Source organism: Pseudomonas alcaligenes, assembly GCF_014490745.1.
Lineage (GTDB): Bacteria > Pseudomonadota > Gammaproteobacteria > Pseudomonadales > Pseudomonadaceae > Aquipseudomonas > Aquipseudomonas alcaligenes_C.
Window position 1 is genome coordinate 356998 of record NZ_LZEU01000001.1, and the last position, 14240, is coordinate 371237.

12 protein-coding genes are annotated in these 14240 nt (G+C 67.7%); 8 read left to right on the top strand and 4 right to left on the bottom strand.

All coding sequences use genetic code 11. The annotated features are described in order from the left end of the window. Positions 1–422 precede the first annotated feature (422 nt). The 3 genes from A9179_RS01635 to A9179_RS01645 all read left to right on the top strand — a co-directional run bounded on the left by A9179_RS01635 (position 423) and on the right by A9179_RS01645 (position 3110). Complete coding sequence (locus A9179_RS01635; RefSeq protein ID WP_187804122.1) at positions 423–1280, top strand: HDOD domain-containing protein; 858 nt, start codon at positions 423–425, stop codon at positions 1278–1280. Continuing rightward, positions 1255–2166 carry a type 2 periplasmic-binding domain-containing protein gene (locus A9179_RS01640; RefSeq protein ID WP_187804123.1) on the top strand — a complete coding sequence of 304 codons (912 nt, stop codon included), beginning with the start codon at positions 1255–1257 and terminating at the stop codon, positions 2164–2166. The genes A9179_RS01635 and A9179_RS01640 overlap by 26 nt, the downstream gene beginning before the upstream one ends. 77 nt (positions 2167–2243) lie before the next feature. Further along, positions 2244–3110: a type 1 glutamine amidotransferase domain-containing protein gene (locus A9179_RS01645; RefSeq protein ID WP_187804124.1), complete on the top strand. Its 867-nt coding sequence runs from the start codon at positions 2244–2246 to the stop codon at positions 3108–3110. A 100-nt stretch (positions 3111–3210) separates the two neighbouring features. Here the strand turns inward: A9179_RS01645 and A9179_RS01650 are convergent, their stop codons facing one another. Together A9179_RS01650 and yccS are read right to left on the bottom strand one after the other, a co-directional pair. Continuing rightward, entirely contained in the window at positions 3211–4395 is a 1185-nt protein-coding gene (locus A9179_RS01650) for a BaiN/RdsA family NAD(P)/FAD-dependent oxidoreductase (protein ID WP_187804125.1), read from the bottom strand. Between the two features lie 155 nt (positions 4396–4550). Further along, positions 4551–6734, bottom strand: a complete 2184-nt coding sequence (gene yccS, locus A9179_RS01655) for a YccS family putative transporter (RefSeq protein ID WP_187804126.1) — start codon at positions 6732–6734, stop codon at positions 4551–4553. A 221-nt stretch (positions 6735–6955) separates the two neighbouring features. Here yccS and A9179_RS01660 point away from each other — a divergent pair, with 221 nt between their 5' ends. Continuing rightward, positions 6956–7702: a substrate-binding periplasmic protein gene (locus A9179_RS01660; protein ID WP_187804127.1), complete on the top strand. Its 747-nt coding sequence runs from the start codon at positions 6956–6958 to the stop codon at positions 7700–7702. A gap of 12 nt (positions 7703–7714) precedes the next feature. Here A9179_RS01660 and dbpA read toward each other — a convergent pair whose 3' ends face one another. Then, complete coding sequence (gene dbpA, locus A9179_RS01665; protein ID WP_316851808.1) at positions 7715–9088, bottom strand: ATP-dependent RNA helicase DbpA; 1374 nt, start codon at positions 9086–9088, stop codon at positions 7715–7717. Between the two features lie 131 nt (positions 9089–9219). On the opposite strand from dbpA, the gene torT reads away from it, so the two are divergent. Then, complete coding sequence (gene torT, locus A9179_RS01670; RefSeq protein ID WP_187804128.1) at positions 9220–10251, top strand: TMAO reductase system periplasmic protein TorT; 1032 nt, start codon at positions 9220–9222, stop codon at positions 10249–10251. Between the two features lie 6 nt (positions 10252–10257). On the opposite strand, the gene A9179_RS01675 is transcribed toward torT, so the two are convergent. Then, positions 10258–11145: an acyltransferase gene (locus A9179_RS01675; RefSeq protein WP_187804129.1), complete on the bottom strand. Its 888-nt coding sequence runs from the start codon at positions 11143–11145 to the stop codon at positions 10258–10260. Between the two features lie 175 nt (positions 11146–11320). Between A9179_RS01675 and A9179_RS01680 the strand changes: the two genes are divergently transcribed. The 3 genes from A9179_RS01680 (at position 11321) to A9179_RS01690 (ending at position 14219) form a co-directional block, all read left to right on the top strand. Further along, positions 11321–12568, top strand: coding sequence for an HD-GYP domain-containing protein (locus A9179_RS01680; RefSeq protein WP_187804130.1), 1248 nt, complete (start codon positions 11321–11323; stop codon positions 12566–12568). A gap of 243 nt (positions 12569–12811) precedes the next feature. Beyond that, entirely contained in the window at positions 12812–13033 is a 222-nt protein-coding gene (locus A9179_RS01685; RefSeq protein ID WP_187804131.1) for a hypothetical protein, read from the top strand. A 79-nt stretch (positions 13034–13112) separates the two neighbouring features. Continuing rightward, entirely contained in the window at positions 13113–14219 is a 1107-nt protein-coding gene (locus A9179_RS01690) for an HAF repeat-containing protein (protein WP_187804132.1), read from the top strand. The last annotated feature ends 21 nt before the right edge of the window (positions 14220–14240 follow it).

The window sequence follows — 14240 nt, forward strand, 5'->3', positions numbered from 1 at the left end:
AGCGAAGAATTTCTCCGCATCGCTGTATTCACCCGTTGTGCAGTTGGTTCTCAGGATTGTGTACTGAACGCTATGTTCGGCTACTTGATAGTCTCAGAGGGCTGCAGCGAAGCCACTACTACTTTCCCCGCAGGTGGGATATTTGCCTTCGGTGTATGGATGGCCTGTGGAGAATAGTTTTTCGGTTTTCACGTCTATGCTATTGATGGTGACCCGCTCAGGTCTTCATAGATGTTTCCACTGCGAAGCATCTGACCGGTAACAATGGGCATTAGTCTGCCGTCCATAACCGCCGTATCCGGGCTGTCGTCACTCCCGCGAAGCTACTGATTCGCCTGCACCCTGTCCATTGCCGGCCTCTGCGCTTGCCTGCCGACATCCCAGCGCCACCTACACTGCTTCTGGGGACTGGGAGGTGTGTAGTGGGCATTGAGTCGTCCGAATACTCGATCTATCGGCAAGTGGTGTCGCAGTTGATGAATGGCGAGGAGCAGTTGCCGAGCCTGCCGATGCTGACGCTGGATATTCGCCGCGCGCTGGCCAGCGACGAGGTGCGCTTGCCGGTGCTGGTGCGTTTGATCGAGCGCGATCCGGCGCTCTCGGCCTTGCTGATGAAACATGCGTCCTGCGCCATCTATCGCCATCCGGTGCCGCCCAAGACCCTGCAGGACGTGATCAACCTGCTGGGCATGGCCGAGGTGGATCGGATCACCATGGTGCACAGCATCAAGAGCCTGTTCACCCTGCACAGCCCGGCGCACAAGCGTCTGTTCATGGAGTTGTGGGAGCGCCTGATCCTCAAGGCCAGCACCTGCGCCATGCTCGCCCGCCTGCTCGGCCATGTGGCGCCGGAGCATGCGCTGCTGGCCAGCCTGCTCAGCGAGGTGGGCACCCTGGCGGTGCTCTCGGCGTTCAAGGGCGAGGCGCAGATTCCCGCCGGCGACCTGTATTACAAGCTGTGCCGCGAGTACAGCAAGTCGCTGGGAGTGATAGTGCTGAAGAAGTGGGCGGTGGATGACGAATACATCGGGGTGATCCGCGCCGCCGGCAACTGGGGCAGCAGCGAGGGCCGCGAGCTTGGGCTGATCGATCTGGTCAACCTGGCGCTGTTCCATGCCGTGCGCGAGCGCAACGCCAGTGCCGAGCTGCCACCGCTGTACGAGCTGGCGGCCTACCACAAGCTGCTGCCGCCGCTGAACTTCATTGGTGACAACGGCGAGTTGGAACTGGTGGTCAGCCACCGGGCGGATATCCATGCCATTGCTGCGACTTTGCGCTGAGCGGCATCCGGCGCCCGCAGTGTGCCTGGCCCTGCTGCTGTCTTCTGGGCTGGGCAGTGCGCCGCTGCAGGCCGAGGAAACCTGGGTGGTGGCGGTGGCCGACCTGCCGGGGCTGGTGCGTGGCGAGGGCGCCGCGCCGCTGCTGGCTATCATCCAAGCGCTGGATCGCGAGCTGCCGGACGTGCGCCTGGAGCTGCGCATCGTGCCCTTCGCCCGTTCGCTGCTGCTGGTGCAGCAGGGCGAGGCCGAGCTGCAGATGCCCTTTCTCGAGCAGCCCCTCGCCCCGCCGGGGCTGCACTACGGCCGCGAGGCGTTGGGTGAGGTGCGTTTCGCCCTGTACACCCGCCGCCAGCTACACCTGACCCGTGCCGAGCTGCTCGATCCGCGCTGGCATCTGACGGCGCAGCGCCTGGCCGGCAGCGGCCTGATTCCGGAGCAGCAGGCACGCCTGGGCGAGTTGCTGGGGCGCAGCTGGCGTCTGGATCAGCTGCAGGCACGGGTCGGCCCGCAGCATGGCCTGCAGGCCCTGGCCTATCCCTACCGGATCGAGACCGACCGCGCCCATGTCGATGCCCTCGGCCTGCCCGCGCTGCCCGGCAACAGCGTGGCCAACAGCCTGGAGAAGCTGTTGCATGGGCGCATTCAGGGCTATGTGTTCGCCGTCAATGTGGTCGACCCGGCTATCGATAGCCTGGGCCTGCGCGGGCAGCTGCGCGCGGTGCATTTCAATGATTATCCGGCGCGCTGGCTGCGGGCCGACAACCCGCGCGGGGCAATGGTCGACCGGCGCATCAGTGCCGCGTTGCAGGCAATCAAGGCCAATGGCGAGTACCAGCGCCTGGGGACGACCTTCTACCGGCAGATGGACTGGCAGCCCTGGCCCTGAACGCTGGCACGCAGGGCCATGGCGGTTGCCGGCGGAGCTGCTAAGGTCGGCTCTCCCTGACCGCGTCGAGACCCGCCATGCCCGCTCCCTGCATCGTCATCCCCCTGCCGCGCCGCGACTTCGACCCCAGCGAGGCGGCGCTGAGCTGGCAGCTGCTGCGCCAGGCCGGTTTCCGCGTGTGTTTCGCCACCCCCGATGGCCTGCCGGCCGAGCCCGATCCGCTGATGCTCAGTGGCGAGGGGCTGGATGCCTGGGGGTTGGTGCCCGGTCTACGCCGCCTGCGCCTGGTCGGCCTGCTGCTGCGCGCCCGCAGCGATGCGCGCGCGGCCTGTGCGGCGATGCTGGCTGATCCCGATTACCGCCAGCCGCTGCGCCACGAGCGCCTGCGGGTGGAAGACTTCGCCGGCCTGATGTTGCCCGGCGGGCACCATGCGCGGGGCATGCGCGAATACCTGGAAAGCCCGACCCTGCAGGCGTTCGTCGCCGACTTCTTCGCCCGCGGCAAGCCGGTGGCGGCGGTCTGCCATGGCGTGGTGCTGGCGGCGCGCAGCCAGGGCGCCGATGGCCGCTCGGTGCTGTACGGGCGCAAGACTACCGGGCTGACCTGGAAGATGGAGAAGACCGCCTGGGATCTGACCCGCTTCTTCGCCCGCTGGTGGGATCGCGACTATTACCGCACCTACCTGGAGGCGCCGGGCGAGCCGGCCGGCTACATGAGCGTGCAGGCCGAGGTCAGTCGCGCCCTGGCCAGCCCGGAGGATTTTCTCGATGTGCCGAAGGGCGCCGCGGACTTCTGGCGCAAGACCAGCGGCCTGCACCGCGACTCGCCCGCCGACCTGCGCCCGGCCTGGGTGGTATGCGACGGCAACTATGTGTCCGGACGCTGGCCGGGCGACATGCACGGGCTGATGGCGCGCTTTATCGAGCTGCTGCCCAGGCCATAGGCACAAGCCGTAGGAGCGAGCTCTGCTCGCGAAGCGGTGGAGGTGTTGCTTCGCGAGCAGAGCTCGCTCCTACCTTGGGCTGCCGCGGGTTGCGCCCGCCCTACACGAACTGCGCGGCGGCGCTGGCCGAGGCCCAGGCCCACTGGAAGTTGAAGCCGCCCAGGTGGCCGGTGACATCCAGCACTTCGCCGATGAAGTACAGGCCCGGCGACCTCTGCGACTCCATGGTCTTCGACGACACCTCGCGGGTGTCGACGCCGCCGAGGGTGACTTCGGCGGTGCGGTAGCCCTCGGTGCCGGCCGGGATCAGCGTCCAGCAGGCCAGGCGCTCGGTCACCGCATTCAGCTCGCTCGGGGTGTACTGCTTGAGCGGCTTGGAGACGAACCACTGCTCGGCCAGCAGGTTGGCCATCTTCTTGGTGAACAGTTCGCCGAGCACGGTCTTCAGTTCGCTGTTGGGCCGCTCGCGCTGCTGCTCGGCCAGCCACTCGGGCAGGTCGAGGTGCGGCAGCAGGTTGATCTGCACGCTGTCGCCGGGCTGCCAGTAGGAGGAAATCTGCAGGATCGCCGGGCCGGACAGGCCGCGGTGGGTGAACAGGATATTTTCCTTGAAGCTCTGCCCGTTGCAGCTCACCACGCAGTCTTCCACCGAGGTGCCGGACAGCTCGCCGCACAGCTCTTTCAGTTGTGGCTCGGTGATGGTGAACGGCACCAAGCCGGCGCGGGTCGGCAGCAGCTCGTGGCCGAACTGGCGCGCCACCTGGTAGCCAAAGCCGCTGGCGCCGAGGGTGGGGATGGACAGGCCGCCGGTGGCGATCACCAGCGACTCGCAGTCGAAGCGGCCGGCGCTGGTGAGCAGGCGGTAGCCGGCGTCGGTCTTGTCGATCTGCTCGATCCTGGTGTCCAGGCGCAGGTCGACGCCGGCATCGCTGCATTCGGCCAGCAGCATCTCGAGGATGTCGCTGGACTTGTTGTCGCAGAACAGCTGGCCGAGCTTCTTCTCGTGATAGGGCACGCCGTGCTTGGCCACCAGGCCGATGAAGTCCCACTGGGTGTAGCGCGCCAGGGCCGACTTGCAGAAGTGCGGGTTGCCGGAGAGGAAGTTGCCCGGCTCGCTGTACATATTGGTGAAGTTGCAGCGCCCGCCGCCGGACATGAGGATCTTCTTGCCGGCCTTGTTGGCGTGGTCGAGCAGCAGCACCTGGCGCCCGCGCGCGCCAGCTTGCGCCGCACACATCAGGCCGGCGGCACCGGCGCCAATGATGATGACCGGGAAGAAGGACACGGCAGAAACCTCGGTTATTCGCAGAAGGCGCGCATTCTAGCGGAAAGCGCTGGCGAGTCTGTGGGCGGTCGTCGGGCGGGGCAGACGAAGCCTGTAGGGCGGGTGAAACCCGCGGCGGTGGCGCATGAGAACGCGGGTTTCACCCGCCCTACGGCTCAGGCTGCCTTGGCCGCTTCCGGCTGCTTCTGCAGGTGCGCCACCAGGGTGCGCAGCGGGGCCAGCTGGCGGCAGATCAGGCCGAGCTGCACCTGCACCAGGCGGTGGCCTTCGTCCATCTCGTCCGGCAGCTGTTCCAGCTCCTCGGCCAGGCTCTGGTCGAGTTCGTCGTGCACCGCCACCGGCTGGTGCTGCTGCAGGCAGGCGGCGATGTTATCGAGGGCCGTGCTGATATGCGCCACGGCGCGCTCGTGCAGGGCGTCGCTGGCGTCGTCGGCCAGGCTCTCGCGGTGCGCGCCGAGGCCGGACAGGTAGCTGAGCAGGGTGTGCGACAGCACCAGGAAGCGGAAGCCGGTCTCGGCGTCCTTCCGAAAGTGGCCGGGCTCCATCAGCATGTTGGACAGGGTGGTCGACAGCGCCGCGTCGGCGTTGTGTGCATTGCGCCGGGCCAGGCGGTAGCTGAGGTCGTCGCGCGCGCCGGACTCGTACTGCTGCATGATCTGCAGCAGGTAGCGGCTGTTGCAGCTGAGGGTGTTGGCCAGCACCTGGTTGAGCTTGCGCCCCTGCCAGTCGGGCAGGATGAAGAACACCGCCAGGCCGGCGATCAGGGTGCCGAAGGCGGTATCCACCAGGCGCGGCCAGAACAGGGTGTAGGCATCGCTGATCTGGTTGAAGCAGAGCATCACCACCAGGGTCATGGCGCTGGTGGCCAGGGTGTAGCGGTCGACCCGGTTGATGAAGAAGGCCACCCCGGCGAGCACGGCGAACAGCGACTGCAGCAGCGGATCGGGGAACAGGCTGATCAGTGCCCAACCCAGCACCAGGCCGAGCACCGTGCCGGCCACCCGCTGCACCAGACGCAGGCGGGTGGCACCGTAGCTGGGGCGGCAAACGAACAGGGTGGTGAGCAGGATCCAGTAGCCCTGCTGCGGGTGCACCCAGTGCAGCAGCAGGTAGCCGGCGGCCAGGGCGATGGACAGGCGCACGGCGTGGCGGAACACCAGCGAGGTCGGCGAGAAATGCTGGCGCAGGCGCTCGAAGGCGTCCTTGAGGCTCTGCGGCGAACGGTCGAGCAGGGCGCTGTCCTGTTCGTCGGCCAGGGCGTCCGGGTTGCTGGCGCTGGCCAGCTTGCGCTCCAGGGTCGCCAGGTTGCCGGCCAGGGCGGCCAGCGAGCGCAGCAGGCGGCGCCAGGCCGGGTTGTTCTGCTCGCGCAGGTAGGCCATCGAGGCGTCGAGGTCGGCCATGGCCTGGCTGTTGTCGTTGTAGTCGAACGGCTGGCGCATGCGAATCGCCCGGCCCAGAGCCTGGCAGGCCTTGCCCTGCTGGCTGAGCAGGCGGCCGCAGCGGAACATCACGTCGCTGTGGAAGAAGGCCTCGGCCAGGGCGTTGTAGGGGTAGTGCGAGGAGCTGGCGCGCTCGTGGATGTCCTGGGCGATGAAGTACAGCTTGAGGTAGCGGTTGGTCTTCTGCCCGCTGCGCTTGCGGCTCATGCGGTTGAGGATGATGTCCTTGGCCAGGTTCAGCGCGCTGACCACCCGCCCGTTCTGCTGGGCCAGCAGCAGGCGCTTGCCCTCCACGTCGAGCTGGCGCAGCGGCTCGAACAGCGAGGCCTTGAGGCGCAGGTAGGCGCCCAGCTCGACGAACACCCGCGCCAGCGCCTGCTGCACCGGCTGCTGGCTGAACAGTGAGCTCCAGATCACCCCCAGCAGGCCGTACCAGGCGGCGCCGGAGATCAGCAGCAGCGGTTCCTGCCAGAAGCTGCCGAGGCTGCCGCCACGGTGTTCCAGGCCGATCGCCGTGTAGATCGCCAGGATCAGCGTGGCCTGGGCCACCGCCGCATAGCGCTCGCCGATGCCACCGAGCAGGGTCATGGCGAAGGCCGCCCCGGCCAGGCCGATGCCGAACAGCCAGGGTGTGGGAAACAGCAGCTGCACCGCGCTGGCGGTGGCGGCGAAGCAGGCCAGGGTCACCAGTAGCGCCTGCAGGCGGCCGCGCCAGTGGTCGTCGCTCTCGGCCAGGGCGCTGGCGATGCAGCCGAGGAACAGCGGAATGACGAAGGCGATGCGATCGAAGTACCAGCACAGTGCCATCGAGCCGGCCAGGGCGATGAACACGCGGATGCCGTAGGTAAATTTCTCGCGGGCCCAGAGGCGGCGCAGGGTGTGCTTGAACGATGAGGGCATGGGCGAACGGCTACCCGCCTGGAAGATAAAGGGATGGCTGTGTCGCAACAGACGGCCGGATAACCCGGCAAGGCACCATTTTATTGACCTTTCGATCAGCGTGGCCAGTGCTTCACAGGGTAGCCTGCCGGTCGTCGTTGCGGAGCAGTCGGCAGACGGTAGCGGAGAAAATCCCGCAGGCTGGCTAGGCTTGAAACATTCCCCGTAGTTGGACGTTGGGTATGCCAGTCATCCGTCGCCTCGTGCTGCTGTTCGCCCTGTTCCTGGCCGGTTCGGCCATGGCCGAGCACCTGCGCCTGGCGGGCGACTCCTGGCCGCCGTTCACCGACCAGCGCCTGGCCAACAACGGCCTGGCGGTGGATCTAGTGAGCACCGCGCTACAGCGTGCCGGCTACACCACCGAGTATGCCGAGGCGCCCTGGGCGCGGGCGCTGTACGGTCTGCAGCAGGGCGACTACGACCTGCTCGTGGCCGCCTGGTACAGCGACGAGCGCACCCGTTATGGGTTGTTCTCCGAGCCCTACCTGATCAACCGCATTCGCTTCCTGCAGCACCAGCGTACCCATATCCGTTTCGATAGCCTGGCCGACCTGCGCCCGTACAACATTGCCGTGGTGCGCGGCTACAGCTATTCCAGCGATTTCGACCAGGACGCCAGTCTGCAGAAGGTGCCGGTGCTGGAGTTCGCCATGGGCGCGCGCATGTTGGCGGCCGGGCGGGTGCAGCTGGCGGTGGAGGACGAACTGGTGGCCCAGCACTACCTCAACCGCGAGCTGAGCGAAGTGAAGAGCGGCCTGGAGTTCCTGCCCAAGCCGCTCAGCGAGAACGGCCTGCATATCCTGGTGCGGCGTAGCCATCCGCTGCACCAGCAGATCGTCCAGGACTTCAATCGGGCCATCGCCGCCATGCGCGCGGACGGCAGCTACGCGCGCATTTACCGGCGCCACGGCCTGCAGCTGCAGGAGTAGGGCGCGCCGGCCTCAGAGCATGCGCACCTTGAGCGAGCGGCCCTTGATCTTGGCTGAGTTGAGGCGCTGCAGGGCCTGGCGGGCGAGGTTGCGATCCACCGCGACATAGGCCTGGTAATCGAAGATGGCGATCTTGCCGACCTTGTCACCGGCGATGCCGGCCTCGCCGGTGAGGGCACCGAGGATGTCGCCGGGGCGCAGCTTGTCCTTGCGCCCGGCACCGATGCACAGGCAGTGCATCGGTGGCAGCAGCGCCTCGCCCTTGTCCTTCAGTTCACCGAGCAGCTGCCAGGTCAGCGGCGCGCCCTGCAGCTCCTCGATGGCCTGGGCGCGGCTGGCTTCGGCCGGCGCCACCAGGCTCAGGGCCAGGCCCTTCTCGCCGGCGCGGCCGCTGCGGCCGATGCGGTGCACGTGCACCTGGGCGTCACGGCTCAGCTCGACGTTGATCACCGCTTCCAGGCCGGCGATGTCCAGGCCGCGGGCGGCCACGTCGGTGGCTACCAGCACGCTGAGGCTGCGGTTGGCGAACAGGGTCAGCACCTGGTCGCGATCACGCTGTTCCAGGTCGCCATGCAGGGCGGCGGCGGAAATCTTCTCCGCTTCCAGGTGGGCGGCCAGTTCGTCGCACTGCTGACGGGTGGCGCAGAAGGCCACCACCGGCTGCTTGCGGAAGTGCCGCAGCAGGCGTACCACCGCCTCCAGGCGCTGGCGCGGGTCGATCTCGTAGAAACGCTGCTCGATCTGCGCGTCGTCGTGCAGGGCCTCCACCTCGACCCGCTCCGGGCTGCGCAGGAAGCGCGCGGCGAGCTGCTCGATGCCGGCCGGGTAGGTGGCGGAGAACAGCAGGGTCTGGCGCTTGCTCGGGGTCTGCTCGATGACCTCGGCAATGCTGTCGAAGAAGCCCATGTCGAGCATGCGGTCGGCTTCGTCGAGCACCAGGGTGTTGAGCCCGTCGAGCTTCAGGGTGCCCTTGCGCAGGTGTTCCTGGATGCGTCCCGGGGTGCCGACTATGACGTGGGCGCCATGCTCCAGCGAGCCGATCTGCGGGCCGAAGGGCACGCCGCCACAGAGGGTGAGGATCTTGATGTTGTCGGCGGCGCGGGCCAGGCGGCGCAGCTCCTTGGCTACCTGGTCGGCCAGCTCGCGGGTCGGGCACAGCACCAGCGCCTGGCAGCCGAAGAAGCGCGGGTTGAGCGGGCTGAGCAGGCCGATGCCGAAGGCCGCGGTCTTGCCGCTGCCGGTCTTGGCCTGGGCGATCAGGTCGCGGCCGCGCAGGATCAGCGGCAGGCTCTGTGCCTGGATCGGCGTCATCTCGGCATAACCGAGGGCGTCGAGGTTGGCCAGCATGGCGGCGGACAGCGGCAGGGTGGAGAAGGCGGTGGTCACGGGGCAAACCTGCAAGGGGGAATGGCGCGCAGTGTATCAGGCGCGCTACGGCCCCCCGTGGGAAAAACGACCGTCAGCGCCTAAGCTGCAGGACACTCCACTCCATTGCCCCCCGGCTAAGGCTGCCCTCGATGCGTGTGTGCAAGGCCCTGTTGCTGTGCCTCTGGCTGACCAGCCTGAGCGCCCTGGCGGAGTGGTTTCCGGTACAGGTGCAGGCTGACGGTCAGCTGCTGCAGTACCAGCCGCTGGCGCATGCGGCGCAGCCCTGGCGCATCTGTGCCTTGCTGCCGCACGGCAAGGATCGCTACTGGTGGGGCGTGGCCTGGGGCCTGGATGGCGAGGCCGCGCGCCAGGGCGTGCGCCTGGGCATCTACGAGGCCGGCGGCTACGAGAACCCGCAGACGCAGATCGCCCAGTTGCAGAGCTGCCGCGATCAGGACGCCGATGCCTATGTGATCGCCTCGATCAACATCCACGACCTGTGCCCGCAGATCGCCGCGCTGCGCGCCGAGCGCAAGCCGGTCATCGACCTGGTCAACCGCCTGGATTGCCCGGGGATCAGCGCCCGCTCGCAAGTGGACTTCGCCGAGATGAGCCGCGCCGCGCTGGCCTATATCAATCGCAGTCGCGAGGCCGGCTCGTTCAGCATCGGCTGGTTGCCGGGGCCGCAGGGGGCAGGTTGGGTGGCGGATCTGGAAAGCGGCCTGCAGCAGGCCCTGAAGGATCAGCCGGTGACGCTTTACCACGGCGGCTATGCCCCGGTGGATCGCGCCAGCCAGGCCCAGCTGGTGCGCCGCCTGCTCGCCGAGCACGGCGATGTCGACTACCTGCTGGGTAATGCCGAGGCGGCCGGCTTTGCCGCGCAGTTGGTGCAGACCTCGGGCAACCATTATCGCGCCCAGATCCTGGCGACCTACACCACCGAGCGCATCCTCGAGCAGATCCGCGATGGCTTCATCCTGGCCGCGCCCACCGATTCCCCGGTGCTGCAGGCGCGCATCGCCATCGACCTGGCCGTGCGCGCCCTGGAGCACCGGCTGCAGGTGAACAAGGTCAGCCCGTTGATCGAGATGCTCGACCGCCGCAGCCTGCCGGGTTTCGACATCAGCCGGCTGATGCCGCCGGAAGGGCACTGGATGATCCGCCGCGACCTGCCGCAGTAGCCTGGTCTAGAACTGCTGCTTCAGCTCGGCGATCCGCGTGTCCTTGGCTTCCCACAGGGCGCTGACCCAGCCTTGCACCAGCTGGCGGAATTGCCCGTCGTTCTCGTAGTCGCCGGCCCATAGCTGCGTATCCAGCTCGCGGGTCTGGATGTCGATGATGACTTTCGGCAGTTGCCCGCTGAGCAGCGCCCAGAAGCCCGGCGGGCGGTTGCCCGGGTAGACCACGGTGACATCCAGCAGGGCATCGAACTGTTCGCCGAGGGCGGCCAGGGCGAAGGCCACGCCGCCGGCCTTGGGCTTGAGCAGGTACTGGTAGGGTGAGCTCTGCTGGGCCTGCTTGGCCGGGGTGCAGCGAGTGCCTTCGAGGTAGTTGACCAGGGTTACCGGCAGCTCCTTGAAGCGTTCGCAGGCGCGCTTGGTGATCTGCAGATCCTTGCCGGCCATCTGTGGGTGCTTGGCCAGGTAGGCTTTGGAGTAGCGCTTCATGAAGGGGTAGTCGAGGGCCCAGAAGGCCAGGCCGAGGAACGGCACCCAGATCAGCTGCTGCTTGAGGAAGAACTTGAAGTAGGGCGTCTTGCGGTTGAACGCCTGCACCAGCGCCGGAATGTCGACCCACGACTGATGGTTGCTCACCACCAGGTAGGAGCGGTCGTTGCGCAGGCCCTCGCCGCCGCGGATGTCCCACTGGGTGGGGGTGAGCAGGGCGAAGATGGCCTTGTCGATTTCCGCCCAGCTTTCCGCCACCCACATCACCCCGCGCGAACACAGGTTGCGCAGGCGCTTGCCCGGCAGTACCAGCTTGAGCAGGGCGATCAGCAGCAGCGGGCCGATCAGGGTCAGGGTGTTGAGCAGGAGCAGCAGGAGAATGCTGGTGGCGGTTAGCAGGCGGCGCATGGGCGGGTTCCGTTCGGCCATGGATGAGCGGCCATGATAACCGCCGGTCTGCCGGTTGCGTTCCGCCTCGCTAACTATCGTCGAGTTGACTGATATCAATGTGCCCTCAGGTCGATCCATCGCATATCATGCTTCACTCACTATTATCTGTTTTCTTTGCCGGTTGGCCTTCATCGTGCTGAAGCGTATTGCCGTCTCCGAGCTGTGCCTCGGTATGTACATTCACGAATTCTGCGGCTCATGGATGGATCACCCGTTCTGGAAAGGACGTTTCCTGCTCGACAGCGAGCGCGACCTGCTGCGCATCCACGCCAGCGAGGTCAGCGAGGTGTGGATCGACGTCGGCAAGGGCCTCGACTTGGCGCCCGGGCAGAGCAGCCAGACGGTCGAGGAAGTCGAGGCGGAAACCGAGGCGCGCCTGCTGGCGGTGGAGGCGGCCAAGCTGCCGCTGGAGCGCAGCGGGCTCGACCAGGAGATGCAGCGCGCCCTCAAGCTCTGCGCCCGTTCCAAGGCGGCGGTGGTGGAAATGTTCAGCGACGTGCGCATGGGCCATGCGGTGGAGCTGGAGCATGCCGCCGAGCTGGTCGAGGAAATTTCCGACTCGGTGCTGCGTCACCCCAATGCGCTGATCAGCCTGGCGCGCCTGAAGACCAGCGACGAATACACCTACATGCACTCGGTGGCGGTGTGCGCGCTGATGATCGCCCTGGCCCGCCAGCTCGGCCTGGGGGCCGAACAGGTGCGCGAGGCGGGCATGGCCGGGCTGCTCCACGACATCGGCAAGATGGCGATTCCCGACACCATCCTGAACAAGCCGGGCAAGCTCACCGACGCCGAGTTCGGCACCATGCGCAGCCACCCCGAGGCGGGCAGCCGCATGCTGCGCGACAGCCGCTACGTCAGCGCCCTGGTGCTCGACGTGTGCCTGCACCACCACGAGAAGTTCGATGGCACCGGCTATCCGCACCGCCTGGCCGGCGAGCAGATCAGCCTGTTCGCGCGGATGGGTGCGGTGTGCGACGTGTATGACGCGATCACCTCGGATCGCCCGTACAAGAAGGGCTGGGATCCGGCCGAGTCGATCCGCAAGATGGCCGAATGGAAGGGTCATTTCGACGACAAGGTGTTCCAGGCCTTCGTCAAGTCGGTGGGCATCTACCCGGTCGGCGCCCTAGTGCGCCTGGAAAGCGGCCGCCTCGGGGTGGTCATGGAGCAGCACGAGAAGTCGCTGCTGACGCCGCGGGTCAAGGTGTTCTTCTCGGCCCGGGCCAAGCTGCCGATCCCCCAGGAAATCATCGACCTGGCCAAGCTGGCCGGGCGCGACAAGATAGTCGGGCGCGAGTCCGCCGAAGACTGGGGCTTCAAGAACGTCGAAGAACTCTGGTCGGGCATCCCGGCCGGCAAGGCCTCGCTGTTCGACTGAGCCGGCCTGACCGGCCTGGCATGCGCCGCCGTCCCGGGCGGCGCATGCACGCTGCCTCCCTCCTGCATTTCCTGTCCCGCGCCACGGCCGCCGACGAGCGGTAACGCTGGCGAACGAACCGTGAACGCTGCCTCCCTAGAGTCCGCCCCATGCCCGGCGCGCACCGCCTTGCGCAATGGGCATGACCAGCCGCCAGCAGGGAATTCGGTGGCGCACCATCTTCAGGAATCGAGGAATCGCAGCATGAACACCCTAACTAGCAACACCCTGACCCTGTTGTTCAGCGCCGTGCTGGCGCTGCCGGCCCTGGCCAGCGAGCAGCCTGGCAGCGCCCAGGGCAGTGTGACTGCGCCGCGCGAGGGCACTGCCGCGCCGGTCGAGCAGGCGACCCTGCAGGTGGCCGAGCAGGAGACCAGCGGCAAGCGCCACTGGCCGACCTCGCCGCACGCGCCCAAGCAGGACTGATGGGGGCCTGCGCCTGCCCGGCGCCGGAGTGCCGGGCAGGCCCCAGGTGGGAGTTGGAATTCGCCAAGGAAGCAGGTCGATGAGCCGGATGGCAGAAATACAGGAACAGGGCTGGTGGGGGCGCAGCCAGGCAATGGCCGCGCCCGAGCTGATCGGCCTGGAACAGATCGGCAGCAGCCATGGCCGCTGCTACACCCAGGTCACCGCGCTGAGCGGCGATGGCCGCTGGGCCGTGGGCATGAGCGCCGATGCCGACGACGTGCTGCACCTGCGCGCATTCGTGTGGAGCGCCGAGCGCGGCCTGAGCAGCCTCGGCAGCCTGAATGGCGGGCGCTACTCGACGGCCGAGGGCATCAGCGGTGACGGCCAGGTGATAGTCGGTACCGCCGAGGACGGCGCGCTGGCGGGGGCGGACCGAGCCTTTCGCTGGACGCGCCAGAGCGGCCTGCAGAGCCTCGGCACCCTCAATTACGGACGTTATTCCCAGGCCTTCGCCTGCAGCGGCGATGGCCAGGTGGTGGTCGGCGATGCCGCCGATGGCGCCGCCGGGCAGGCCTGCCGGGCCTTTCGCTGGACGCCGGGCGGTGGCCTGCGCAGCCTCGGCACCCTGCGCGAGGGCCTGAGCAGCCATGCCTGTGCCGTCAGCGCCGATGGCCGGATAGTGGTCGGCTATGCCGACGATGGCACCTGCGCCCATGCCCGGCGCGCCGTGCGCTGGAGCGAGGAAGACGGCCTGCAGAGCCTGGGCACCCTCAACGGTGGGCATTACGCCATGGCCACGGCGATCAGCGCCGACGGCCGCAGCATAGTCGGGGTGGCTGGCGACGGTGCCGCCGGTGGCGCCCTGCGTGCCTTTGTCTGGCGCGCCGAAAGCGGCATGCGCAGCCTCGGCACCTTGCGTGGCGGGCAGTTCTCGCGGGCCTGTGCGGTGAGCGGCGACGGTACCCTGGTGGTCGGCGTGGCCAGCGACGGGCGCGACGACGAACAGGAGCGCGGTTTCGTCTGGACGGCCGGCGGCGGCATGCGCACGGTCGAGGCCTGGCTCTACGAACAGGCCCTGGCCGCCGCCGCGGTGCCGGTGGTGCAGGTCAGCGGCATCAGCGCCGATGGTCGCGTGCTGGTCGGCCAGCTGGACGGCGAGCGTGCCTTTATCGCCGGCAGCCGCCCGCATGGCCCGGCGGGCTGAGCGGGCGCAACCGAGTCATGG